The organism is Alicyclobacillus fodiniaquatilis, assembly GCF_042678105.1.
Classification (GTDB): Bacteria; Bacillota; Bacilli; order Alicyclobacillales; family Alicyclobacillaceae; genus Alicyclobacillus; species Alicyclobacillus fodiniaquatilis.
The window spans coordinates 1-24,452 of record NZ_JBHUCX010000023.1; the positions used below are offsets into that span (position 1 = coordinate 1).

General features: G+C 42.5%; 21 protein-coding genes. 17 read left to right on the forward strand and 4 right to left on the reverse strand.

Annotated features, from left to right (window positions below):
- Window positions 1-67 precede the first annotated feature (67 nt).
- The 17 genes from ACFSB2_RS09065 to ACFSB2_RS09145 all read left to right on the forward strand — a co-directional run bounded on the left by ACFSB2_RS09065 (window position 68) and on the right by ACFSB2_RS09145 (window position 19,636).
- Window positions 68-1,645, forward strand: coding sequence for an ATP-binding protein (locus ACFSB2_RS09065; protein WP_377942719.1), 1,578 nt, complete (start codon window positions 68-70; stop codon window positions 1,643-1,645).
- Window positions 1,638-2,303 carry a response regulator gene (locus tag ACFSB2_RS09070; RefSeq protein ID WP_377942720.1) on the forward strand — a complete coding sequence of 222 codons (666 nt, stop codon included), beginning with the start codon at window positions 1,638-1,640 and terminating at the stop codon, window positions 2,301-2,303. The genes ACFSB2_RS09065 and ACFSB2_RS09070 overlap by 8 nt, the downstream gene beginning before the upstream one ends.
- Window positions 2,304-2,921: 618 nt before the next feature.
- Window positions 2,922-4,679, forward strand: a complete 1,758-nt coding sequence (locus tag ACFSB2_RS09075) for a DEAD/DEAH box helicase (RefSeq protein WP_377942721.1) — start codon at window positions 2,922-2,924, stop codon at window positions 4,677-4,679.
- 256 nt (window positions 4,680-4,935) lie between these two features.
- A complete protein-coding gene (locus ACFSB2_RS09080) occupies window positions 4,936-5,685 on the forward strand; it encodes a metal-dependent hydrolase (protein ID WP_377942722.1) in 750 nt (249 codons plus the stop codon).
- 100 nt (window positions 5,686-5,785) lie between these two features.
- Window positions 5,786-6,418, forward strand: a complete 633-nt coding sequence (locus ACFSB2_RS09085) for a hypothetical protein (RefSeq protein ID WP_377942723.1) — start codon at window positions 5,786-5,788, stop codon at window positions 6,416-6,418.
- Window positions 6,419-6,442: 24 nt separating this feature from the next.
- Window positions 6,443-6,799 (forward strand): hypothetical protein, encoded by a 357-nt coding sequence (locus tag ACFSB2_RS09090; protein ID WP_377942724.1) that lies wholly within the window; start codon window positions 6,443-6,445, stop codon window positions 6,797-6,799.
- Between the two features lie 91 nt (window positions 6,800-6,890).
- A complete protein-coding gene (locus ACFSB2_RS09095) occupies window positions 6,891-8,276 on the forward strand; it encodes an ATP-binding protein (RefSeq protein ID WP_377942725.1) in 1,386 nt (461 codons plus the stop codon).
- A gap of 153 nt (window positions 8,277-8,429) precedes the next feature.
- A complete protein-coding gene (locus ACFSB2_RS09100; RefSeq protein ID WP_377942726.1) occupies window positions 8,430-8,780 on the forward strand; it encodes a hypothetical protein in 351 nt (116 codons plus the stop codon).
- A 26-nt stretch (window positions 8,781-8,806) separates the two neighbouring features.
- Entirely contained in the window at window positions 8,807-9,208 is a 402-nt protein-coding gene (locus ACFSB2_RS09105; protein ID WP_377942727.1) for a hypothetical protein, read from the forward strand.
- Between the two features lie 45 nt (window positions 9,209-9,253).
- A complete protein-coding gene (locus ACFSB2_RS09110) occupies window positions 9,254-9,649 on the forward strand; it encodes a hypothetical protein (RefSeq protein WP_377942728.1) in 396 nt (131 codons plus the stop codon).
- A complete protein-coding gene (locus ACFSB2_RS09115) occupies window positions 9,642-10,400 on the forward strand; it encodes a hypothetical protein (protein ID WP_377942729.1) in 759 nt (252 codons plus the stop codon). Before ACFSB2_RS09110 ends, ACFSB2_RS09115 begins: the two co-directional genes overlap by 8 nt.
- Complete coding sequence (locus ACFSB2_RS09120) at window positions 10,400-12,349, forward strand: VirB4 family type IV secretion system protein (protein ID WP_377942730.1); 1,950 nt, start codon at window positions 10,400-10,402, stop codon at window positions 12,347-12,349. Before ACFSB2_RS09115 ends, ACFSB2_RS09120 begins: the two co-directional genes overlap by 1 nt.
- Before the next feature lie 4 nt (window positions 12,350-12,353).
- The gene (locus tag ACFSB2_RS09125; protein WP_377942731.1) at window positions 12,354-13,496 is read left to right on the forward strand and encodes a hypothetical protein; all 1,143 of its coding nucleotides are present in this window, start codon (window positions 12,354-12,356) and stop codon (window positions 13,494-13,496) included.
- Between the two features lie 14 nt (window positions 13,497-13,510).
- The gene (locus ACFSB2_RS09130; protein WP_377942732.1) at window positions 13,511-14,983 is read left to right on the forward strand and encodes a TrbL/VirB6 family protein; all 1,473 of its coding nucleotides are present in this window, start codon (window positions 13,511-13,513) and stop codon (window positions 14,981-14,983) included.
- Window positions 14,984-14,998: 15 nt separating this feature from the next.
- On the forward strand, window positions 14,999-16,441 hold the full coding sequence (locus ACFSB2_RS09135; RefSeq protein WP_377942733.1) for a hypothetical protein: 1,443 nt from the start codon (window positions 14,999-15,001) through the stop codon (window positions 16,439-16,441).
- Between the two features lie 38 nt (window positions 16,442-16,479).
- Entirely contained in the window at window positions 16,480-17,700 is a 1,221-nt protein-coding gene (locus ACFSB2_RS09140) for a hypothetical protein (RefSeq protein WP_377942734.1), read from the forward strand.
- 646 nt (window positions 17,701-18,346) lie between these two features.
- Complete coding sequence (locus ACFSB2_RS09145; RefSeq protein ID WP_377942735.1) at window positions 18,347-19,636, forward strand: hypothetical protein; 1,290 nt, start codon at window positions 18,347-18,349, stop codon at window positions 19,634-19,636.
- Between the two features lie 367 nt (window positions 19,637-20,003).
- Here ACFSB2_RS09145 and ACFSB2_RS09150 read toward each other — a convergent pair whose 3' ends face one another.
- The 4 genes from ACFSB2_RS09150 to ACFSB2_RS09165 all read right to left on the reverse strand — a co-directional run bounded on the left by ACFSB2_RS09150 (window position 20,004) and on the right by ACFSB2_RS09165 (window position 24,166).
- Window positions 20,004-21,041: a tyrosine-type recombinase/integrase gene (locus ACFSB2_RS09150; RefSeq protein ID WP_377942736.1), complete on the reverse strand. Its 1,038-nt coding sequence runs from the start codon at window positions 21,039-21,041 to the stop codon at window positions 20,004-20,006.
- 364 nt (window positions 21,042-21,405) lie between these two features.
- Entirely contained in the window at window positions 21,406-22,056 is a 651-nt protein-coding gene (locus ACFSB2_RS09155) for a hypothetical protein (protein ID WP_377942737.1), read from the reverse strand.
- A 12-nt stretch (window positions 22,057-22,068) separates the two neighbouring features.
- On the reverse strand, window positions 22,069-23,223 hold the full coding sequence (locus ACFSB2_RS09160) for an Alp7A family actin-like protein (RefSeq protein WP_377942738.1): 1,155 nt from the start codon (window positions 23,221-23,223) through the stop codon (window positions 22,069-22,071).
- A gap of 196 nt (window positions 23,224-23,419) precedes the next feature.
- Window positions 23,420-24,166 (reverse strand): MerR family transcriptional regulator, encoded by a 747-nt coding sequence (locus tag ACFSB2_RS09165; RefSeq protein ID WP_377942739.1) that lies wholly within the window; start codon window positions 24,164-24,166, stop codon window positions 23,420-23,422.
- Window positions 24,167-24,452 lie beyond the last annotated feature (286 nt).

Sequence of the window (24,452 nt, forward strand, 5' to 3'; positions counted from 1 at the left end):
CAAGAGTCGAAGCCTCCATTGTGAATCCCAGTACAGGATACTTCGTTGTTGATCCGAAAATTCCCTGTTGGGAAACTTCAAGAATTACTCGGACACGCTCCTAGGTGACGAAAATAGAGTCAGACAAATTCTCTTTAACTTAATTGGTAACGCAATTAAGTATACCGACGCAGGTTCCGTTACACTTTCTGCACTTGAAAAAGAGGGGTTTGTACAACTTTCGATTATTGACACAGGAATAGGTATTCCGAGTGATAAATTCGATATGATTTTCCAATCGTTTGAACAAGTCGACTCTTCCATTACACGAGAATATGGTGGTACAGGGCTTGGACTCACTATCACTAAATCACTGGTGGAGTTACATGGTGGTACGATTAGCGTTGAATCAACAGTAGGCATAGGGTCTTGTTTTATATTCACCCTACCTTTAGCGGATAACGCGTTGATTGCCAATAACTCTAATGTAGTACCAGTAAGAGAAGATGTGGCATTAATTGATTATCATTCAGAGATTGCTGCAACGAAAACAAATGATATCGTTGCACATTCTGCGGATGTTCGTATCCTGATTGTTGATGATGACCCAGTAAATGTGCAAGTCGTTACAAACCATCTAACAAACAAAGGGTGGAAGACTTTAACAGCATATAGTGGTCCAGAAGCATTAGAGATACTAGAAAGCGAAAAAGTTGATTTGGTGCTCCTCGATGTCATGATGCCAAAGATGTCAGGACTTGAAGTATGTTCTAGAATACGTGAAATGTATACATTAAACGATCTACCAGTCATCTTACTCACTGCAAAAAATTCTATGGACGACTTTATCCTTGGTTTTAAAGCAGGTGCAAATGACTACTTAACCAAGCCATTCATGAAAGAGGAACTCAATGCACGAATAGAAGCACACGTTCAAGTAGCTAAAGCTAGTTTGGAATTGCGACAGTTAAAAGAAGGTGTCCAAACGGGGACTAGTTTTCTAAGGCATGCAATTAAAAATGATATTGGACTAATAGATGTTTTCTCAAACAAAATCAAATCTTATGCAGTCCAAAATAACATGGAGACGTTAATTCATGATTCAGATGTGATATTAAACAAAAATGCAAATCTATTAGCGTTAATGAAACGAATCAACACTATGACGGCAGAAATAACCCTGTATCCTGAAAAAGGAGATATTCGCGAAACCGTCAAAACGGTAATCAACCGGATTCAAGATAAACTAGAAACTAACAAAACAACAGTGAAGTGTAGTTTTGGTCCAGGGTCTCAGTTTGAACTTAACTATGACCAAGCACACATAGAAGAGGTAATTCGGAATGTGCTGCAGAATGCTATGGAAGCACTCGGTTCACAAAGGACAAGAGTTATACATGTAAGCATAAGATCAATTGAAGAGTTCTGCGAGATCAGTATTAAAGATAACGGTGAGGGAATTCCAAAAGAAAACTTGGAAAGCATCTATCATCTTTATTTTTCTACTAAAAAACGTGAAGGAAACTTCGGGTTAGGATTGTATTATTGTGCAAATGTTATAAAGAAGCACAGTGGAAAAATCACGGTTGATAGTAATTTGAACGGAACTACTGTTACACTAAGACTACCTTATGTCTTCAAACTCGGAGAGGTCCAAAATGCCTAAGACGATTCGCGCTTTATTAATAGAAGACGATCCCGGTTGGCAAGAAGCAATTAAGTGGATACTTTCAGAAACCGAGGATATCGTGTTACTTGCAACTGTGCAGAATAAGACGGATGCATTAGCAGTATTGAAATACACTGAACCTGATGTGGTTCTTTTAGATATTATGCTAAATGGGCGTGATGATGGAATCAGCCTTATTCAAAGCATTCTTAAGCAACATCCCAACACAAAGATTATTATGCTGAGCAGCCTAGAAAGTGATGAAATCATTTGGGAAGCCTTTTTACAGGGCGCTACTAATTATATAGTCAAATCTCACGAGTATGAGTCCATACCACCCGCAATAAGAGAGGCGGTATCTGGTATGGCCTCGATTCACCAATCTTCTGCAACCGCTATGAGAAAGATATTTCAAAGAATGCGGCATGAGCAACTCAGTAGTATGTTAACACCACAAGAAGGAAGAATTTTATCATTGGTGTATCAAGGTAAAAAGACTCCTGAGATTCAAAGGATATTGGATATCGAAGCTCACACCATCGACAACCATATCTCACGTATTAATAAAAAGTTTAAGACTACTAGTCGTAAAGATGCGGCTAAAGCCGCAAAGACAATGGGGTTATTAGAACAATATCTTTCAGACGGGCTTTAGTGTGCCTAAAACCTCCCTATTAAGATTAGGGAGTTTCAAAAAATCCCCCTCATTTTTATAGGTAGAAAACTAAAGTAGTAAGGTTTATTCTGAAATATCTAGATAAGTCCACAAAGAAACTCCCTAGTTTAATTAGGGAGTTTCTTGCTTTTGCATATGAGAAACAAGGGAATAAAGTTGTAAATCTAATCACTCCAATAGGGAGATTCAGCGAAAACTACCACAAACCATCGGGGCTTCTGATATATATTTCCTCTTGTTATACTTTTATTGAAAGCAACACTCTAGTTTGAGGAGTACTACTCAATCCTTTGACTCTCTGGTGTCGGATTTTGGGAAATTGTGGCAGTAAATCCCCGAATCATAACAACCAGTCAGACTAAGGTTGATAGATTCCTCAAAAAGCCTAAGTAGTCTCGGTAAGGTTGCGGCAACATCCAACCGAAATAAATAACAATTCGAGGTGAACCTATCGTCTAAAGTATTTACAAAGAGAAATTCGAACAACTCAATACGTTTGTGGGTGTAGCAAACGAAAAAATGTACCGAAAACTGAAACCCTGTCTTTTTGGCAAGACTTACAATTAAGTAAGTATTGGACGAAAGGCAGATGACGAAATGGAACTACAACTTCGGCCTTATCAGCAAGAAGCGATTAATAGTTTCTTTCGGGATTTACCAAATCAAAGACGTCAATTGATTGTCCTTCCAACTGGTGGGGGTAAAACAATAGTCTTTGGCACTTTAGCCAAACGATTCAACCAATTATTCGGTTCTCAAAAGCCGATTTTGATTATGGCTCACCGTGACGAGCTGCTACAACAAGCGGAAGAGAAATTGCGACTTGTCTGGCCAGACGTGAAAGTGGGTAGAGTCCACGGAAGACGCAATGAAACTGATACAGATGTCATTATTGCATCAACTCAAACATTAGTTGCAGGGCGGTACATTCCTCAACCAAGTTTGGTTATATACGATGAATGTCATCACGGAAGAGCAGAGGGAGCCTTCGGGGTCCTCGATCAGTTGGGTATTTTCCAACCCGATGGTCCTGTATTGTTAGGTGTTACAGCAACACCAGCTCGTTCGGACAAGAACGAATTAGGAGACCTGTTTGAAAACCTGACGTACGAGAAGACGATTTTACAATTGATTATGGATGGATACTTAACAGATGTTCGTGGAATTCGCGTTAAGGTTCCCATGCTTGATCTGAAGCAAATCCGGACAACAGCCGGCGGAGACTACAACTCAAAGGACTTGGCGTTAATCCTAAATCACCAAGACGCATTAAACGCAGTTGTTGATTCCGTAAAAACATATGCACCGAATAGAAAGTCAATCATATTTGCAGTCGATGTTGCTCATGCGAAAGCCCTGGCTAAACAATTCAATAATGCTGGTATCAAAGCCGCAGAAGTGAATGGTGATATGAAAAGTGCTGAACGTAAGATCATCATCGATGATTTTCTAGCAAATAAGATTCAAGTTCTAGTGAATGTCAGTATCTTGACCGAAGGCTTCGACTCTCCCGACATATCATGTGTCGTGATTGCTAGACCAACTCGAAGTCAGGGTTTATACGCTCAAATGGTTGGTCGTGCTCTTAGATTGCATCCTGGAAAGATGGATGCACTTGTACTCGACCTTACAGGTGCAAGCGATGATAAAGCTTTGCAGACTTTCACGAAACTGATGTCAACTCAACCAAGGAAAGTTAAAGGAGAAGACAATCAACAAAGAACATTTTACTCTAACATGGCAAGGGAAATGCAAGAGGGAGAAAGTGTCTCTGAATGGATTCAAAGGTTAGAGCAAACCCAACGTGAAAACATAACCCGACAAGAGGTGATTGTTCAATCAATCAACCTCTTTGTTAACCGTGCACGTTTCAAGTGGGAACAAGTCGGTCAAGCGTTCGCCATTAATTACGGAGAGGAACACTGGGCGTTTCTTTTGCCAGTTCCCGAAGAGGGTAAGTGGTGGCCTGCAATTGAACGGAACCGAGAAGGTAGACTACTTCCGTTATTCGACACCCCAGTTTCTATGGAGTACGCACAAGGCATTGCAGAGGCATTTCTGGATTCTCTTGAAAGTAAATTGTTAGGCCAAGACGAAGACTGGCGTAATGCACGTATCACACAAAGACAAAGTTACATCTTGGATAAATACCGAATTGAGTACGGCAGTACTTGGACAAGGGGACAAGCCAATGATGTGATCAGTAAAAAGTTTGCAAAACGGAAGGTAAAGGACGCTCTGAAACGCTTTGACCCAACCGAATGGAAAAGAGTCTTTGGTGACGCGAAAGTACAACAATGGCATCGGCATCAGCTTGCCTTGTTACATCCAGTTAATCAAGCAAAAATCGTCTAAAATTAAAAGTCTGGATTATACCACTATTTCAACTCGAATGCAGAGGAAAACGAAAAATCTGTCCGCTACATGTCCGGAGGCCTTTTTTTTCATGTGGTATTGTCGATATATGAGGTTTATTGATGATCGAGGTCGATAACATGAACCAAAGTCATAAGTGGGTTAGGTCAGTTGGCATCGGAAATGAACGATATAGAGATAAATTGCCAACACCGTAGATACAGGTAAGAATACTGAAAGGCAAGGAGGATAAAGGATGTTAGGACGTACACACATGGCGATAGGGGCATTAGCCGGGGTTGCGATCACACCGTGCTTGCTCCACTCGTCGTTACCTTTATTGACTCACACGCATTTCAATATTGCAAAACCTACTCTGCCACATGCACTAGAGACAGATGCATTGCTTGTTGTCTCAAGTATTATCGGAAGCACGTTCCCTGACTTCGATGAACAAAATTCGTTGCTGTCGAGGAAGGCAGAGAAACTTGTACAGCTTCTGACTTTCCTGGCTGTCGTTTCTGTCGTTATGTTACTGCACCTACAGACTTCGATGTGGGCTTGGCTCAGTGCAGTGGTAATCGGGGTGGTCTTAATCTCAAGAGCTAATGTTATGCGTAAAATCGCTCTTGGACTCTTATGTGCAGGTCTATTGACCCTAGGTATTACGGGCAAAATCGACATAACAGGCGCTGTACTGTTGGCAGCATGGACCGTTGGAGCTATGTTAACGAAACACCGCACGTTTACACACAGTCTACTGGGGTTGTGCCTGTTCGGGGTAGGGGTATTTCAAAGCATAACAATCGGATCGCTTGCACCATTACCGTGGGGATTGACGCTTGGCTATATGTTGCACATGGTTGCAGATGTTCCTGCCGGTGGTATTCCATTGTTATGGCCTTGGAAGGTAAGGCAAGGTGTGTCGTTCGTAAAAACATCCGGTTGGATCGACCACTTGATCGGTGCTTTAGCGTTAGTGGGTGCCATAGCATTGGTCATTTAACCTGATAAATGATAGCACCGAAAGCATTGTTGCTACTTATTACAAAGGCAAGGAACAAGACGATTATTAGATAGACTATAACTCGGGGAGGGAATAGTACATGACGACATGGACAGTGAGAGAGCATTTAACAGGTGACTTAGACGAAGATTTTACGTCATTGGATGTAGCGCGGCAAGTTGCCAAAGCTCTTTCCAAACATATATATCAACTGATCGAAGTAGTAGATACAGAAACACATGAAGTTGTTTTAATGTACGTGGACGGTAAGGAATACCTAGAAAATAAACCCGTACAGCTCGGCTTCGACATCGGACTACCTGAGGATACAGCAAAACAACTAGGACGATCAATCTGGGAGGATCTTGAAAGCCGGAACAGACTCGTTCGCAAACTTCGCAAGCAACTATCGCTTTCCGTACACGAACAAAAACAACTAGATGTTACCGAACTTGCGGTAGCGGAACGTCTTGAACAATTGAGTTCAGTTCTTACTGAGACTGAATATAAATGCTGCTACTACAAGTACTTCCAATATGGGGATCCAAATGTCGAATTGAATTACTGTGACCGTCAAATTAGGCGGTATGTTGGACAAGCCCTAAAAAAGACTGGTCAAACAGCGCACATTGAGAAATGGAAGACACTCGGAATTAAATCGGTGACAGACATCCGTGCTAATGAGTTTGTAGAACTCGATGAAGAGAATCAAGTATCCATTACACCCATGTAATAAGTCAGAAAGGGGCCTAATGCGATGACCGCAGTCATCTCAGAATTAGGACAAGAAGTAGTGAAACGTTTAGGCCTTTCCGTCTGGCAAAAATACGCTGAATACCATGAGGAGCTACTTGTATTACGTTCTAAGCAGAAACGTTCTTCGCAAGAAGAATTGAAGTACATCGAACTTTCAAGGAAAGTACCAAACCTAGAGGCTCAATTAAGTACCATATTGTCCGATTCGCAGTTCGTATGCGCTCACTTCACGTTTGTTCAATCGAATAGGGGTTCTTATAAACAATCTGTACTCGATCAGGCACATGAAGAACTCGTTATAGAAGCTTTAACCACAACGGGTCGTGTTGCGAACACGAAGAATTGGGAATCTGTTTAATGGTTGTCATTTTGAAAATTGTATGCGAGTGTCCAAACTGCCGATCCTTATCTACTGTACACTAAATTCAGTACAGTTAGTCGAAAGGAGGATGGCAGTTTTGGTTTATCTATGGATAATAGGTCTATTAGCTGTCTCTGTGTTCTTTATAGATTGGGGTAAGGTACTTCAATACGCCTATGATCGTTGTGTATTTCTCCTTTGTTTATCAGCTTGGATTTGGCAAGTAGCCATTCCATTTCTAAAAAAACATCCTTTTCAACCGCCATTAATGCATCCGGGTCCATACATGAAAAAATGGTCAGGAACATTTCTTCACAACCCACATTATTTAATCATGACTTTAGGTATCGCTGGAATCTATATCGTATTCCTTATGAGCAAAGTATTCTTCCCGTTGGGTTCTCTCTTTCAACGACTATCACAAATTCAACATAAGACTGTTCTTCGATGGAAACCGGCAACCAAAACAACTTCACTCCCGAATTATCAATCTCCACGATCCACGTCTTCATCCAATCGGAATACGGGTTCACCGAAGACTCCGAAGGACTGGTGGTCAAAATGGCAAGAGGAAGATCGGCAAAAACGTACTGGTCGAATGCCGCAGGTACCTCAAACACCCACTGTAGCAGATGATGAATCACTTAGAATGAACGGAAAAGTGGGGCGTCAACAACTCGGGCAACGATACCCGATAGATAAAAGGGCGATGGAACGTATTATCGGCATGAAGGAACCGCTAGAAGCCATTCGTATGGCTATTGAAATCCCTTTAAAGGCTCCGAAAGTAGCTCAAAAATATAATTACAAAGGCTTTACGGGAATGATTCTCCACGGGCCACCGGGTAATGGAAAAACCGCTTTAGCGCGTGCAGTAGCACAATCTCTTGGAATGTATTTCATAGCAGTACAACCTAGCTCACTTTTAGGAACATTGGTTGGCGCTACGGAGCAACATATCCGGAATGCATTCTTAGAAGCACAAGAAAACGCACCGAGCATTTTGTTTTTTGACGAAATAGACGCGATTGGTAAGCTACGTGGTATGTCTACCGCAGGCCATTTAGATACGGCTTTGAATGAACTTCTCATTGCGCTAGACGGTTTCGAGTCTCGTAAAGGTGTTTTTGTAATGGCAGCCACAAACCGACTAGACATCATTGATCCCGCCCTTCTTCGTCCTGGACGCTTTGATAAGAAGATTTACGTTCCCAATCCGGATAAGGATGCTTTAGCGGAAATGTTTTGGACGTGGACTAGAGACCTTCCATTATCGGATGTAATTTATCCACGGGAGATAGCCCAGCTTGTAGAAGGTGCATCTGGAGCGGAAATGAAAGGTTGGACAGATAAATTACGTGAACTAGCAGTCAAAAAGGCTTATAACAGGGAACCGGAAATCATCATTCGGGATGAAGTCATTAACATCATAAGAAAGTATCCAACTGCTAATGCTCTTACTCCAATCGAATAAATTTACACAATGTAGCCTGCCAATTCGTTTGGTAGGTTTTTTTGTTTCTCCAAAACGACTTCTTTACCTATCAATCAAAATCTTGTCCGGATAATGTCCGACCTACCAAATTTCTGTATCGCATACTTGAAGAGAGGAAAGGGGTGAGTAATTGTGTCGTCGACAAATTCTGTAAATACATCTCCAGTCAATCAAGGAGATCAAGAAGGACTTAATGCTTTGCACCAAATGGGCGTTCATAGCGTTAATCTAAATAACTTATTCGGTAGCATGAACGGTGCCATTACAACACTCTATGAACAAATCACTCAGTTTTCTATCGAATACGGCGGCATGTTTCTAGTCATTGCAGGAATAGTTTGGTTGATTTCCTGGAAACTACACTTTGCTTCGGCGGCTATGTGGGCAAAGCGAATTGTCCTCGGCGTGTTTGCCGGCGAAGTCATCATCATCTTGTTACCACAGCTCTTCTATAGTTTTGTTCACTTCTTAGACAACTTGTAAATCCATGATTAAGAGGAGGGACCATCTTGAAACTTCGTAAATATGTCAAGGGAGTAGGGACAACTCTAAGTGCAGGAGCGATCGCACTAGCAGTAAACACCCAACTGGCTCTTGCTAGTACAACAGCTGCCAGTAATACCACTATGACCGGTGGTTACAGTTCAGTTGTTGGTGGGACCACAGCTTCATCAGACGTTGTCACTGAAATTACTAACTTCACATCAACTGGGATGAAGATATTAGCCGCGATTGCCGCAGCCTATACTCTTTTTCACTTGGTTAAAGCAGGACTCGCACTGATGAGTGGTTCTGGAATGCGTAAGGAAGAAGGTATGCAACAGCTCAAGATGACCGTCATTGGTGGTGTAGTGGCTTTAGGTGCATACTTCTTCGCCGGTGTGATTGGAGCCATTGCTTCCGCACTCTAATCGAAATACAAGTACGGCAAATTTAACGAACGGGGGGTGTAGCGGGTGGAAGAAGGTTTTATTGAAGTAAATAACCAAGGAATGCGATTGTTCGGAGGCATTACAACAAAGCACATTCTCTCCGTAACTATCGGAGTATCTGTATTTGCACCTTTAGCAATAGTCTTATACCTTGCCATTCGCCTATCTGTGACACCCGCCCACCCGTACCTGCCCTATGTGGGGGCGGGTCTCGGGTTTATACCAGGTGCAATACTTGGTGCGATTCCAGTTCCAAGAAGAAAGATCACTTTGCTGATCCTTCTGTATCGGAAAACTAAGTTTCGTATGCGTACACAAGTGTTCACATTTGACCGTGAGTACAGACAACGAGTCAATCGCGAACGCTACGCTAAGCTGAGAAGCTTAGTTGAAAGTGAGGTAGTCGCAAATCATGAATAACATGATTCTTTACGGAGCAACTGTTGTCGTTAGTGTTATAGGGTTCGCCGTTTACGATCAACGTAAAAAGAATAAAAAAAATGCGGATCCAAAAATTGAGGTTAAAAGTTCCAAAGAACAGTCAACAAAGGGTTCTCGTCCGATACAAGAGTTTCTACCAGTTGAACGCGTTGATGAAGGTGCAATTGTACTAAGAGGCGACAAGTACAGACGGATGATTCATGTGGGCAATATTAACCCATACGCGCTATCAGAAGGCGAAATGAATTCAATCCGAAATAACTTCCGTACGTTGCTTACCATGTTACGTTCTCCTGCCCAATTTATAGTTCGTGGTCGAAGAATGGACCTTACGGATTATCGCCAATACTTTTCTAAGACCTATACTGAAACCGCCCAAAAGTGGGAGAACGACCAAATTCTCCAGTATGGACAATTGATTGAACAGCATCTCGTTGACCAAGGTAACAAACAGCGAACAATTCGAGAGAATTTGTTCGTGGTTGGAGCAGAACCGGGGATGCTAATTGAGCATGACCCTAACGATATTAAACGCGCATTACAACAAGACATTGAAACCGTCGTGGGCGGTTTACAACGCTGTCAATTAACCTCGTACCCGATGCCGGAAGAAGAACAGATTGAAGCTCTGCAATTGTTTTGGAACAAAGACAGACTACATGCTCGCGCACGTGATGCAGTAGCATTTGACACACTTCGTGGTTACCACATTGGAGAGGGGGTTCGTTGATGCTAGGCATCAAGAGTAAAAAGCAGCAAAAGGCTGATGCTAAAGATAAAATGAACAGTTCTGTGGTATCAACAACCACAGACCAAGATGAGATCTGGGGAGAGTATGCCCCGACCTTACAGGACGTCATTTCTACAGCAAGTAAAGTTGAGTTCTTCTCTAATCACGTTGAGATTAAACCAAACACGTTCAAACGAACATATTACATCACACGGATGCCTAACAGAGTACATTTCGGGTTCTTGAACCAGTTCTTCCGATTCGGAGCAGACGTCGATATAAGTGTTCATGTAGAACCTGCTGACAGCTTGAAGCAAATTCGTGAAATATCAAATACCATTGCAACTTACGAGGCGCAGGTACGCGTGGATTTAAAGGCAGACAGAACGGAAAACGTTACAACCCTCCGTCGCAAAATTGATGAACTCGATGCACTTCGGGCAGCTCTGCAATCGGGTGACGAGAAAATGTATTATCTCTCAGTCCTGTTAACGGTTTCGGCAGAAACACAACCGGCATTGGAAAAAGCGTGTTCAACTATTGAACGCGAAGGCCCAGGTCGAGGGTTTCAACTTATGGACGCAGCCGACGAACAACAGGAAGGAATGCTTTCTGTTGCTCCTATCGGTCTAAATAAACTTCGTTACCCACTTCCGGTATTCGGTTCGTTCTTGGCAAACATGTTCCCATTTACGTCCTCTCAGTTCTCTCACAAAAGAGGGGTATTGGTAGGTTTTGATTTGGTTTCTGGTGCGCCGATGTTCTACGATGCTTGGCATGACAAATTAACAAATGCAAATATGTGTGTATTCGGTGTTTCGGGAAGCGGAAAGTCCTATTACCTAAAGGGATTAATTTGCCACTCTCTTCTACACAATATTCAACAAGTAGTACTTGACTGGGAAGGCGAGTATTCGGCAATTGCAAAAGGTCTTGGTGGCGCGGTCATCAGTATTGACTATGATTCAACTCAACGAATCAACCCATGTGACCTTGAAGAAGAAGAAGTATTTGATGAAGTTACTGGTAAAAAGGTAACCAAAGTCGACGTACGTGAAAAGATCGAGGAAATGGCTAATTTCACAAAGTATGCAGCAACACTCACAGGTTTCGACCCTCTTACCGGCGCAGAAATGGCTTTAATTGACCGCTTGTGGCATGAAGTATATGTGGAGGACTTCAAATTCACGGAAGACCCAAACAGCCTGTATAACACGAGGCCACAAATGCAATCAGGTCGTTTGAAAATGCGTGAACGAAAACCGCAACCTCAATTTAGTGACTTCTATGTAAAGCTTCGTTCTGCGGCAGATCAGGATCAGCGGTTCCTAAATCTAGCAGATAGACTCGAACGTGTTTGTTCAGGACGTACGCTTGGACTATTTGACACGCAATCTACTTTAAGCCTGTCAAAGAAGCCTCTCATCGTGTTCGACCTTAGCAAGCTATCCGAGAACTCAGACCTGCGAAAATTGGGGATGTTTGTCGCTTTAGAGTGGATTCTGGAGAAATTTATCAAAAAGAATCCATCACAAAAAAAGAGAGTATTGGTAGACGAAGCGCAGAAGGCGCTCGAGAACAAGGACAAAACTCCTGCAGGGGAATATGCTGCGATGTTTCTCGATAACGCGTTCACACGGATACGGAAACGTGGCGGTTCAGCTGTTGCGGCAAGCCAATCGTTCAGAGTGTTTTCCGGAAACGCATATGGTCAAAGTATCATTCGTAACTCCGAAACGAAAGTTCTCTTGAAACAAGACCGACAAGACGAAGAAGCCTTGAAGGAAATGTTCAATCTTGACCAACACGAATTACAACAACTCTACGATTTCCAACCAGGATATGTACGTTGGGACGCCGCAGGAGAGATAGTTTACTCCTACTACGAAGCTACACCTGCAGAGGACAGGTTGTGGAGTACAAAGACAATTCAGTCGGAAGGGGCTTGATTTAATGGATGCAGGGTTTCAAAGCACCATTCTGCCCCTAGTTACATCTGTAATGAAGATATTGTCTGCTATAGCTGGAGCATGGACATTATTTCATCTAGTGAAGGCCGGATTAGGCATCATGTCGGGCCAAGCCCGTGCCAAAGAAGAAGGTCTTAGTCGTTTCAAGTTCGTTATTATCGGTGGAGTCATTTCGTTAGGGTCATACTTTTTTGCAGAGATGATTGGAGTATTGATGACAGCGGCAGTCAGTACTACTACTGCGACCAACGCGGCATCAGTAAGTATTTCTCCGACGACACCACCAACAATTAATGGAATACCTGGTCAAAGTTCTGGTGGCAACCCGATTTTGGCATGGGTCATTAATGCGGTGACTGGTTCGATAGATGCCGTTCTCGATATGCTATCTGGCGTTTTGATGGCTTTTTCGGGTTTTGTAACTCAAACAGGGCTCATTAAGGCAAATATCCTTGCACAAAAATCTGGTGCAAACAATCTTGTTTTAGGGATGTTTGCACCAAAAACTTGGGCAGGAATGATGTACATTCAACACTCTTTGATGTGGATTGTTGGCGTAGCTGCCCTAATCTACTTTGTTGTACAAGGTATGCAGGTTCAGGCTGCTCCTTCATCAATCATCGCCAAAGAACGTCTTTACGAAGTGTTTAAGAGCATTTTTATTACCGCAGCAGTCATGGCGCTGTCTCCTGAACTGATCAATTGGGCAACGCTTGCAATGTCGGATATTACTTACTGGGTCCTCGATATGATTAGCGCTCATACCGCGGCACTGTCGAATGACCCAAATAGAGCTCTTAGTTTTTCAGATTTGATTTTTGGTGACCAACCAATTTCAATGACTCAATTTTTCACCATTAAGGTAACTTCAAACCTTGAGTTCCCAAACTCTCTGTTCCGTTTAGTTTATGCAATTGTGAACCTGTGCTGTTATGTGGTCTACACATGGAGGCGCGTATTCTTGGCCCTTTGGATTTCTTTTCTACCGGTCTTTTACATCGGACTTGTCACAGGTCGAAATAAGACCTTGATTATCCATTGGTGGAAAGAATTCATTGCTTATCTACTCGTTCCAAGCGTAGCAGCATTGTTTTTATTTGCTTCGTTCGTATTTATCGGTAACTGACAGGGGGGTTATATATGGCGGGCGATTTTCTGGACTTACTAGTCGCCATTACCTGCTTAGTCTGCATCTTACGTGCTCATAAAGTCATAAGGCATTTTTTAGACCTTCTCATCCCTGGTGGACCTGGCCCGGGTGGTCTAGGGCACGCAATGATGGAAGGCTTGGGATTTGGAGCGGCCAGTTCTATGGTTAAGGGTGGACTTAATGCTGGTAAAGCGGCAGTAGGTTTAGGTGCTGGGCTTGCAGCATCGGCAGGAATGGGTGGTTTGGCTGCTGTGGCAAAGAATCGTGCGGCGAAAGCGGCTATGCCCTCACTTGGAAGTAACATTTCAAATGCTGTAAATGGAATGGCGAATGGTAATTCGAGCCCTAACTCGCTTTATCCCGCAGGTTTACCAGGCAACACCAATCAACCGGCAGGTTTTCTCGGTGATGGTCAGGCAAAAACGAGTACTGGTTATGGAGAGGGAGAAGGGTTCACTTTTAACGATCCAAATGTATCTCGCCAATCACAGCCGTTTAATTTTTCTGATGCAGAAGATAACTCAACTCAAAACTCGAATCCCTCGTTTTCTAATTCGAAGAATTCGACGTTTGGTAACTTGGGTTCTAACTCAAATACCGCGCAAGGTTCACCAGGTTCTCAAACCTCACATGGGCCAAAACGAAATAATACGTATGACCAATCAAGCCGTAAAGGTGGGGCTTACACTCGTGTTAATCCTTCGGCCCAATCTAGGCTAGCAAGAGAAGTACAAGAGGGATTTGGTGTAGACGAAGAAAAATCAGACAGGCAAGCTTTCTCTGAAGGTGCGAAGGAGCGTTTCAATAACGATCTAAAGCACAGATTCTTGGATGGAAACAAAGGTTATTCCCGTGGTCGTTCTCTAATGGGGGTGGCATTCAGAGACCTGAATGATGCGAACGAGGGAAAAGAATCGGCGATGAATTCAAATCAGTTCTTAAGTAATTCTTTGATTCCTCGAGATGATATGCTCACTGACTATAATAGCGGTGACCCCATCGCAGCGGAATCGTTGATGGAAATAGGCGCTGAACAAATGGCTATGCAAGAAGCCTATGGATGGATCGACCAAGCCGACCAAATGGAGACTGCAATACAACCAGCTTACGAAGATTCTGAGCGTGATTACAACTACGCAGAAGCAGAATATAGACAACATTCCAACCTAGTACTTGAAATGCGAGCAAGAGGTATGACGGATAGTCCTGACTACCAACAGGCGGTCGCAGAGCTCGGTGCAATGGAATTGCGTCGTGATAGTGCACAAAACACGTTCAAGATGCGTAGAGAACAATTGGATAATGTACAAGACCTACGATCCAGAGGTACTACCCGAGTAACGCAGGCACGTGAAAGAATTTACTCACTGAACAGTTCTTATAATCCTGCAAACCAACGGCAACGTAACATCGAGGCTGCTATGAGAACGGCAGGCCGGCGTACATTCTCAGACCTCTACTAATAGGAGGAGGGATTCATGAACAAAAAAAACAATCAAGGTAAAGAAGCTACGAAGCTGATTGCTGGATTTCTGACAAAGAAGGCATTGATGTGGGTCATCGGAGCAATTGGTGGCCCCACTCTCTTCTTCTTTTTCTTAATCCTAATTGTAGCTGGTGTAGTGGCTAACCTCGCGTCCTCGTTTTTTGGGCACATGTTCCTTGGCTTTAATCCAAACGAAACAACGGAACAACAGCAGCAACAGAGTGCAAAAGTTGAACAGGTGTACCAGAACGTAGCATCTGAATGGGAAAACGGTCTTGATACACAACAACAACAAATTGTAGAGCAATTCCAGTTGGATATGCCATATAGTACGCTTTTATCTTTAGGCAAGCTGAAAAACAACTTCGCTTCTAAAACCTTACAGAAGGATGCCCAGAGTTATTATAACTTCTTGGCTCCTCATTACCATTGGGTTAAAGCCACAGGAGAAACTATAACACGTCATGAAGTGACAGTTTCGGGTCCAAAAGGTACATCTACGAAAGAGTGTAAAACATCTACTCAAACCTTCACGGTTTGGGAACTCGTTAGCGCTAATGTATGGAACGGGACATTCACCGCAACGTATAAATCCCAAACGACAGGTTCATTCAATGAATGTTCTGGCTCAGAAACAACGCAGCCCGTTTTAGCCTCGTACAATATGAACTATGACCATGTGCGTTTTAGAAACGCTGAATATAACTTTAAGATTTTGAAACAGCCGACAAACCAAGATGATCCTTTACCGTACGAAATCATGTACAGTGTACAACCAACTATTTACGACCCGATGATTCAAGCGTGGTCATCACTGTATGGTCAGGATCCAATCTCTTCCGACACTCAAGGAGGCTTTTCGCTTGGTGGTGGTCTTGGAGGTCCAGCTCCAACAGTCAGCGTAGCTTATCTGAAATATATATCAATCAATGCTCAACAAGTCCTGAATTTAATCAATTCTTGGGGTACACGGAGTTATTTCAGCGTTAGTGACATTCAAGACATTATTAATGGTGCGAAACAGATGAATGTCAACCCATTGCTCTTGTTGGCAATCACCGGAGCCGAACAGGATTTTGACTCGATCAATGCATACGGTGGGGAAGTGCAAAAGTATCAAACCCAGTTGAAGGAGATTGATTCAAATCCTTTCAATCTCTACGGTTTCTGGAGTGTGTTTCATCCTGGGGTAAATGCTGATGGTTCTGGCACACCCGACCTTGCCGATTCAGCTGTAATTGCTGCTCGAACAGTTGCAAGTCATCTAACTGTTCCACCGCCGGCAGGCATGGATGCAATCCTTTATATCAATTCTACGCTCAATCCTACTCATGAGGTCTATGCGACTGATGTAAGTTGGGGAGAGCACGTTCGAACGATTTTCTGGCAACTTAGTAACGGTATGCAAGTCAAATACCCGGGTGTTGCTGGCTGATGCACCACCCTTCACTCTCAGAAAGGAGTGCTCTTGATATGAGAAAACTATGGATTGGAACGGGGATCGAAGGATTCGACAGGATCATTAACGATAAGTTCTCCGACGAATTCGAGCCTTTCATCGTTTCTTACGCAATGGGATTCGAAATGATACACGGACAACACGGGGATGTGGCAATAATCAGTGAGATGCTAGGTACTGAAAATGCTCTAGGGCTAGAACCGAATGTTGTATACTTGCGAGTTATCAACCATCTGCGTAAACAAGGTGTACGTGTTTGCTTCTTCGGTACCGAGACGGATCAAGATAAAGATTTCATAAAGGAACTGGTCTCGCGGGGCGTTTACGATATTCTGTTCTCTGACGATATGAGTTACGGAGAAGTATTTCATCTCGTTGAGGCTCCAAACAGTTACGCCGAGGTCTCACACTGGTTTGATAATGCTAAATCTCCTCAAAACCAAACGAGAAAGAGAATTTCCCTTTCACTTCACGAACATGTGGAAGAGGTTGAGGAGATCACCGAAAAACAAAAGGTATCTACTCAGAATAAATCTTTCTTTTCTTGGTCAAATAAACGTAAAACGCGTGACAGCAACGAGGTGTCCGTTAATAAAATACAACCTAAGATTATTCTTGTTTCTGGTCTTCCTGGCACTGGTTCATCGTTCATCTCACTGAATTTAGCTGTTTCTCTTTCAAGCAAATATAATACAGCGTTTGTGGAAGCTTCTGAGAGACCTATTTTGTCATCGTGGATGGGATGGAGCGGTGGAGAGGACTCAGTGATTAAACTGGCTAAGGGACAGCCTGTAGAGCGTCGTAGGATGATTTCTGAGAGCCTCAGAGCCTATAATGCCGACCAAGACCTTGACACTTCTATAATCAACGTAGAAGCCCTTATACAGGCCTCTAGGCGTCTTGAATATGATTACATCATCATAGATATACCGTTTGTTCAATTTGTGAAAATAAAGGCTGATTATAAGGTTCTGGTGAGTAACAGTGACCTTGCCAAGTGTCGAAGGGTGTCCAGTGTCAAAAGTTCACTCGTAGTGCTGAACATGACACCTAAACGTCTTCCGGTAGACCTTGCGGAATATCAATCATTTTGGCCAAACACACCACTTGTAACATGTCCGTTCTTGGAAGACCAATCACTATCAATCGTATTAGGTAGGCCACTTTCACTTAGGGTGAACTCAGAGAAAGAGAAGTTTCAAAGATGGTTATCCAGTATGTCAATTTCAATTTAAAAAGAAAATAAACAATGAGCCGGTGGAATCACCGACTCATTGTCACACGATTTCGATTAAGTTTGATTGTATTATCTCACGTGACTTTACGTGAGTCAATAGAATTATAAGAATAAAATTTTGGAGATCAAAGAAGGGTTTTGGAAAACGAAGTCGAATTGATCCAACACACGATTTCGAGAGAGGTCTCTATGAGGAGACGTCTGGTCTCGCTACCAGTCTATTCTCATTTAGACTATACTCTTTCTCAAATCGTGCGAGCTGGGTAACCAGACTCGCTTTTTGATTTGCTGAAACGTTCCTCTCTAAACTTTTGCCGAGGTTTAGAGTTGAGAATAGGACTTTGACCCTGCCAGGTTAAAGCACATGAAAAAGGACGCGTTTGCCGACGCGCCCTCGTGGAAAAGGATTCAATTAAGTCCTCTGTCCTGAGGACGCGTTCAACTGGGTTTGCCGGCCCGTTGAACAACAACCGATTTTGCTCTTTCAAGTCTCGCAATCGTTTCGCAAAAAACGATGTTAGCGAGGCCGGGTTAAGTTTTGCCTCAAAGAGGCAAACGAGGATCATGTGTTTATTATACGTGATGCCTCCTTAGATTGGAATAGCAAAACGCCAGTAAATACTGGTGTTTGGGGAGGATTTTTTGTGAAATTTAATGCAAAAAATATCGAAAAAACTCAGGCCATTGTCGAATACATGAAAAAGGGTTTTGTAACAGCTGATAGTCTTGCAGCGCAAACTGGATTAACTAGGAGACAAATCTATCGTTATTTTCAGTTTGGTCTGGAGCATGGTTTTTTATACAGTCCTACTCGTGGAGTTTATTGCCCCTCTGATATTAATGTCGTTCCCTTAAATACATATGCAAAATTCAATTCAAAAAATGTAAATGTGAGGATGTCACAAAATAAACAACATAACAAAACAAAACAGTTACGTACTGATTTTGATATAGCTGATTTTGAAGATTTTAAAGTACAGAGCTTCAAAGATCAGAGAATAATAGAATCGAGACTTTGTGACATTAATGAGGAGTCACAAACGATGTCACTTTTGGATTTAATCGTACGAGTTTTGAAGTTAGCTAATATGCCTTATGGTAAACGTGACTTAAATTATGCGGTTAATGCCCTCGGAAATTCCGCTTGGTGGCTTGTAAGTGAAGAAAATATTGAAGAGTATACCATTGAGACCGTGAAGAGAATGGTGGAACGCTTAGATCAAGATCCAAATGCCATTAAAACCAATACTGTAGGTTACTTTTTCGGTATATTTGCTAATGTCTTGTCGGCAGATGCTCGTTACATTAAGCAAGTTTGGAAAAAGGAGTTTATTCCTGCTTATGTCCAAATGGCTGCCGGTGCTGAAGAAGTTGCGGTTACGACTAACCGTACTGAGCAAGAAGAAAAATCAGTTTCAACTCATGCGTACCGGTTACAAGAACAAATAACAGAGATTAGTCCTAATGAATATGCGATTCCTTTGGTTTCTTCACGATGGCTGACTGTTCAGGAGTTGTTTAAGCAAATGGTACACGAATGTACTACTTTTGGTCTGAAGACTCTTGAACCACCAATTGCTCGTCTTTTGGCTCACTTAGATGAACAGGATGTGCAAGTATATAACGTGGAAGCCGCAATTAGAGACGTAATTGAACACGACAAAGAAGCGGCGAATTATCTGATCCGTCTTGTCAAAACGAACCTATTCAAAGAAGTGGAAACACAGTTGGATAGGCATTTTGCTCGTTCAATCAAACGATTGTCTAAAATTCAACCATCAATGGATAAGCAAAATGTTCGAGATGACAGATATAAATCGTTTTATCAACTCTTTCCCGAAACTGATACTCAGCAAATTGAAATTCAAAAGGTGCCATCAAAAGGTCGTGATGAAAGATACTCGTCTTTTTATAAACTCTTCCCCGAATCATGATTGGCAGTAGTATATAGGGGTGATGGAAGTGAACAAGGTCAACACGAGAGGACGCATGAATAGGTCTTTGTATACATGTAAGACTTGCGGCCAATTTCACAAAGTTGAGTCCCTAGGCATTGTTGTATCGGGTCCAATCTGTACTCGATGCAAAAAAGCTATGCGATTGGTCAAACCCGAGAAACCTTCGAAGCAGCTACTGTTGGATGCCGATTGGTCAATTGCTGAAACTCTCCGGGTCGATACCGGCTCTGGCAAAGCACCATTGAACCGGTGTAAGAGGGTACAGTCCATGGATATACAGTTGCCTTTGGAGATGAACTTGGCAAGCGAATAACTTTGTTCAGCACTCGCTTGCCCGTTCTCTTTAATATTCTGGCAGTTTTTCTACTGCAGTGATTTTTCGAGCATCTTCAACGTGAGTGTATATTTGGGTCGTAGCAATATTGGCGTGGCCTAAGAGGACCTGGATTGTACGTAAATCAGTTTCATTCTGTAGTAAATGGGTCGCGAAGGAATGACGCAGCTTGTGTGGTGACAACTTCTTATTGATATCCGCTAGTTCCTGATATGTTTTTAGAATCTGGTACACATCATGGCGCTGTAGAGGTTGATGGGTCCTAGAGAGCCAAACATAATCATGTTCACCTTCAGGACGAGGACGAACCTTTAAATATTGCTCCATACGTCCTAACGCTGATTTATTGAATGGTATCACGCGTTCTTTATTACCCTTGCCAACCAGTTTATACTGCTTTTCACTGAGAATTGCGCGGGCATCGTTCATTTTCATTTCACAGAACTCTGTAACACGCAAACCAGTGGACAACAGAATACTAAACATAGCAATGTCCCTGGTTTTCATCCAAGCCTTCCAACGGTTATTTTCATCGAGTCCACGGTTCACAATTACATCTATAAGTCTCAAGGATTCATCCACCGTTAGGTGAACGGGTAAATTGGTTTCTCTATTGTTTGCTTTCTTTGTACGGATCGCTGACTGCTTGTCCAAAGGGTTTTCGGTCAGTATGTTTAAATCCTTAACTATGTAGGTGAATAAGCGATTAATGGACGCACGTTTTCGGCTCTTGGATGAATTAGAGAGATTATTAAAGCCGTTAGCGAAAAACTCCTTGAGTACCTCAGGAGTAAACTGAGACCAGGAGTCTAAGGCAGGATGATGGTCGGTAAAGTATTTCAAAAAATGCCGAATATCATAACTGTACGCCAAAATTGTATTTGGTGACATTCCAGCGATATTCATATCTCGAACAAACTTAAGAACATCATGATAAAATGGTGGGGCAGTTGAAGAAAACATAGCCTTAAAAAATGGGTCGGCGCCTTGATTCTTAAGAATATCAAGAAAGTTGTTCGAAGTGATTTTCTTTATCGTTTTTACCACAAATCTCCCCCCTTTCTGAATTCTATCATAAAATTTCACTTAACTTGCATTATGTGAAATTATAATCGTTCGAGATTTTGCCCTCCCCACAGGCGAGTTAAGTCCTCAATTTATGTTCAGCTACACAAAACTTGTTTCATTCACGACACAGAGATTGTGCCTCGTTTCCTGTTCTTGAAACTTCGAGTAGACTAACACTTCGTTTATAACGTTATAAAGCCTCTGTGAGGCTGTCACGGGGCTTATTTGCAGTTTTATTGATGCATTCCAATGTTCAATTCAAACAAAAAAACGCCCTAATACGGACGCTTCTTGTAGTTCTATAGACTATCCTCATGTGTCGTTACACGATTTATTTTAGTGCCTAATTTTTGAGGTTTGCAAACAGTTTAGATTGTAAATCGGAACGATACGGTTCAACCGGTTTTTCTTGTTTCTCATCAGTTTCTTGTAGTGCAGGAGTCCCAGTATTATCTGGTTCCGATAATAATGACGCTATATCACTATCTCCTGCCACTTCGGATACCTCAGTAGCCATTTTAGTATGTGTTTGTAATACGGATTCTTGCGTTTCGTCGACGATTTCCTGTTGCACAGGAACTTCAGTAATCACTGTTGGTTCAGAAACGGCATTTGATACTGATTCCGTTTCGCTAGTAGATGCAGCCTCAGATACACCCATGCCCATCTCTATCATCTTATGAAGTGCAGAAATAGGGTCTTGTGCTAACTGAACAACTAATTGCTGTAACATACGTTGAGTCATGGAGTTGGAAAGCCAATCAGTTTGTTCTGGAGTTAACGTATTTGGCAACGGAATTCGAAGTGTGTTCTCCCCTTCAATTTCACGTTTTACACCTTCAAGAAAGATCTGGGCGAGTTTAGCGCTATAATTTCGTTCAAGTTGCAATTTAAGCTTATTTAGCCTGACTATGACTTCGTTAGGCGTATCGGATGGGAGACGAAATCCGATAACGTCTCCCACGGATACGGCCTTTGGTTCCCTTCGACTCACAAAACCACATCCTTACTCAGTGGCTGCGACTTCTTGACTACTTCCCTGCTGACTCATGTGGAAGTTAAGGAGTTTGAAGTATGCGCGAGCGATCATCCAAACGCTGTCTCTAGAATCAACAAACCGCAATGGGTAACCTTTCTGCTTCTTGTTCAGTTCCTCAATATAAGGTTTCAGTAAGAGCGACCCCCCACCGATTAAGAACGCATACTGTATGCTGGACACTTTGGTCCACAAGTTACGGATATGTTTGTATTCCTCTCGTGCTAAACGAATGAGTTCTTCGTCCACGATGGTTTGAATGCTGGTTCTGTTCCCGTTGATGAAAACATGATTTCGACGGTCTACGCGTTCATCTGTAAGTACCTCAACCAACTCTTGGCGGTTTCTAAAGCTGTAGTCAAGTTCGCGTTGAACCCTATCAATGATCGCATCGAGGTAAGGTGACACACCTTCGCGAATTCCGACAGAATTGTTGTTATCGATATCCATCCCAGGCATGATTATCGCGGAGTCTGTCGATAATCCACCAATGTCCGTAATCAGACCCGTTTGTTCAGCGAGTTCTTCATTTCTAACTGAACCGTCGTCGCTTGTTATGATATCGAATAATGCAGCGGCACCCTCTGTATTCACCAATACGTCTTCGAAGCGAATACGTACCGTTTTCCCACCAATTTCAGGGGTTTGTAAGAACTTTACTTCGTGTTGAGCATTGATTAGTTTGTCTCGGAACTCTGGACGCTTACCGAGCTTACTTTCACCTAAAGGAAGGCCCGTAGAAAGGTTGTAACTGGCTTCAACAATCCCTTTAGATTCCTTTATGTGACGAGCTGCATCAATTGCAAGGGTCGTTAATAGAAGGATCAGCGATTGGTCATTTTCTGATTTCTTATTGTCTGGAGTCAATTCATCGCTGTTTTCGTAACGTGTTGCGAGATTGCCAACCACGTATATGCCCTTTCCTTCTGATAGAGCCCCGGAAACTATTTGAACATGAATACCATCCAATAGATTCTTTTCAATTTGAATGGTCTTACGGTCTTCAGCTTCTTCTGCAATGATGTTCGGTATGTATAAGCCTTGATCGGATGTCAGTTCTCCGAAGTAACTTTTTACTGCATCGTTACCAATATCAACTGCGGCCTTCCGTGCTTTCGTGGACATGAAATTACCCCCTCAAATTCGCTGTCTTGTAAACTTGTTAACATACTACCATCGTCTATCATGTTTGTCTACCAATTAAACCAGTATTTGCTGAACGTTTACAACTTGTTAACGTGTTAACTCTACGGAAAGTTAACAAAATGTAAACTTGTTAACATTGACACAAAAATATAGAGAGGGCATCCCCCTCCCTTTATCATCTGTTGAATAGCTTGCTGAAGAACCCAGTTTTTTTCTTATCATCGGAAAGTATTTGTTCCACTTCCCTAGTCATTGTCTCTCTAATGTCTGTCATCTTTTTAATAGCTGCTTCGACCTGTTCTTCCCTCTTACGGCTGTCGGCCTCTATTAACTCCTCAAGCCTTTTCAGAAATACTTCCTGTTCATCACGCGAAGAGTTCAAGAGAGTCTGCGATACTTCTCTCATCTGTTCGATTTTTTCCTTACTCTGTCTCGCGGATTCCTCAATGACGTTCCGGGCTTCCGCAAGAAACCGGTCCTGCCTCTCCCCTTCCCCAAGGGCAAGCGTTTCGCGACCGATAGCAATTTCGTTTATTGCAGGCATGAGAACTGATGCGACAGCTCGTGCAATGTCCATCACTTGTTCGTCTGGAAGTCTGGAAGGCGTGCTTGAGCTGCTTTCACTAACAAGTGCAACATCTTGTACTATGGCCGGCAGACTCCCGCTGGTATTTTGCATATGCTCAAACATCGTCCGGATGGCTTTGAAATTGAAACCATCATCACGTAACTTTTGAACAAGTTTAAATGCGTCAATATCATGCCGTGTATAATACCTGTCCCCTTCTTGGTTTTCTCGTCGAGGTGCGGTTCTTTCAATCTTGATAATTCCTTCTAATTCCTTCTCCCAGTTTCGCAATGACGTAGGACTTAAATTCAATTCTTCAGCTACCTGCTGGATTGTGAAAATCTGCTCCTGCATTTTAATCCAACTCCCTCTATCGAATTTAACTATGTGAAAAGTTGTGTGCAAGTATCTGCACATCTGTTTCCAGCATTATAAAGTCCCATTAATTCAAGGTTATTCAACATAATCGCCAAATTACCTTCTTAGCGTCGTGTGACCTACAGATGGGTTGTATACCACCTGAAATATCATGTTTAACTTCATTAAGCACATCTAGTATAATGCTAAACGGTAAAAAGTAGATTTCGAAACATCCTATTATAAACTCTTCTACACTTTAACGTACAGATGTTTACACTAG

Excerpts from the sequence above, each read along its gene's own strand:
- ACFSB2_RS09115 (WP_377942729.1), top strand. The coding sequence starts at position 9,642 with ATGAATAACATGATTCTTTACGGAGCAACTGTTGTCGTTAGTGTTATA.
- ACFSB2_RS09085 (WP_377942723.1), top strand. The coding sequence starts at position 5,786 with ATGACGACATGGACAGTGAGAGAGCATTTAACAGGTGACTTAGACGAA.
- ACFSB2_RS09130 (WP_377942732.1), top strand. The coding sequence starts at position 13,511 with ATGGCGGGCGATTTTCTGGACTTACTAGTCGCCATTACCTGCTTAGTC.
- ACFSB2_RS09080 (WP_377942722.1), top strand. The coding sequence starts at position 4,936 with ATGTTAGGACGTACACACATGGCGATAGGGGCATTAGCCGGGGTTGCG.
- ACFSB2_RS09135 (WP_377942733.1), top strand. The coding sequence starts at position 14,999 with ATGAACAAAAAAAACAATCAAGGTAAAGAAGCTACGAAGCTGATTGCT.
- ACFSB2_RS09120 (WP_377942730.1), top strand. The coding sequence starts at position 10,400 with ATGCTAGGCATCAAGAGTAAAAAGCAGCAAAAGGCTGATGCTAAAGAT.
- ACFSB2_RS09125 (WP_377942731.1), top strand. The coding sequence starts at position 12,354 with ATGGATGCAGGGTTTCAAAGCACCATTCTGCCCCTAGTTACATCTGTA.
- ACFSB2_RS09075 (WP_377942721.1), top strand. The coding sequence starts at position 2,922 with ATGGAACTACAACTTCGGCCTTATCAGCAAGAAGCGATTAATAGTTTC.
- ACFSB2_RS09165 (WP_377942739.1), bottom strand. The coding sequence starts at position 24,166 with ATGCAGGAGCAGATTTTCACAATCCAGCAGGTAGCTGAAGAATTGAAT.
- ACFSB2_RS09160 (WP_377942738.1), bottom strand. The coding sequence starts at position 23,223 with ATGTCCACGAAAGCACGGAAGGCCGCAGTTGATATTGGTAACGATGCA.
- ACFSB2_RS09070 (WP_377942720.1), top strand. The coding sequence starts at position 1,638 with ATGCCTAAGACGATTCGCGCTTTATTAATAGAAGACGATCCCGGTTGG.
- ACFSB2_RS09090 (WP_377942724.1), top strand. The coding sequence starts at position 6,443 with ATGACCGCAGTCATCTCAGAATTAGGACAAGAAGTAGTGAAACGTTTA.
- ACFSB2_RS09095 (WP_377942725.1), top strand. The coding sequence starts at position 6,891 with ATGGCAGTTTTGGTTTATCTATGGATAATAGGTCTATTAGCTGTCTCT.
- ACFSB2_RS09140 (WP_377942734.1), top strand. The coding sequence starts at position 16,480 with ATGAGAAAACTATGGATTGGAACGGGGATCGAAGGATTCGACAGGATC.